Here is a 318-nt window from a genome sequence, read left to right as displayed (position 1 = left end):
TTATAATATTATAGGGTTATTCATTTAGATCACATTCGTTAGATCCAGTATACTAGCCACAAGCTGTGCCCTCACAGCGTCTTTTAACAGCCATTGGTGAAGACACAAATGGAGGCAAGGTTTAGAAATGTACTGCTTGCGACTTAAGTAAGTAACCCTGTAGTTTTATATGCGCTATTATCAGTAGGAAAGCATTCGTAGATCAGGAATACGATTATGTCCTAAATCTACTTTGGTTGAGGTGTCGGAGCTTACCAGATGGGTAGGCTCCTTTTTTTATTTTAACCTGAGTTCGATGTAAGTAAGTAGTAAAATATC

Source organism: Roseivirga sp. UBA1976 (assembly GCF_002336325.1).
Classification (GTDB): Bacteria; Bacteroidota; Bacteroidia; order Cytophagales; family Cyclobacteriaceae; genus Roseivirga; species Roseivirga thermotolerans.
Note: the sequence above shows the minus strand (reverse complement) of the source record.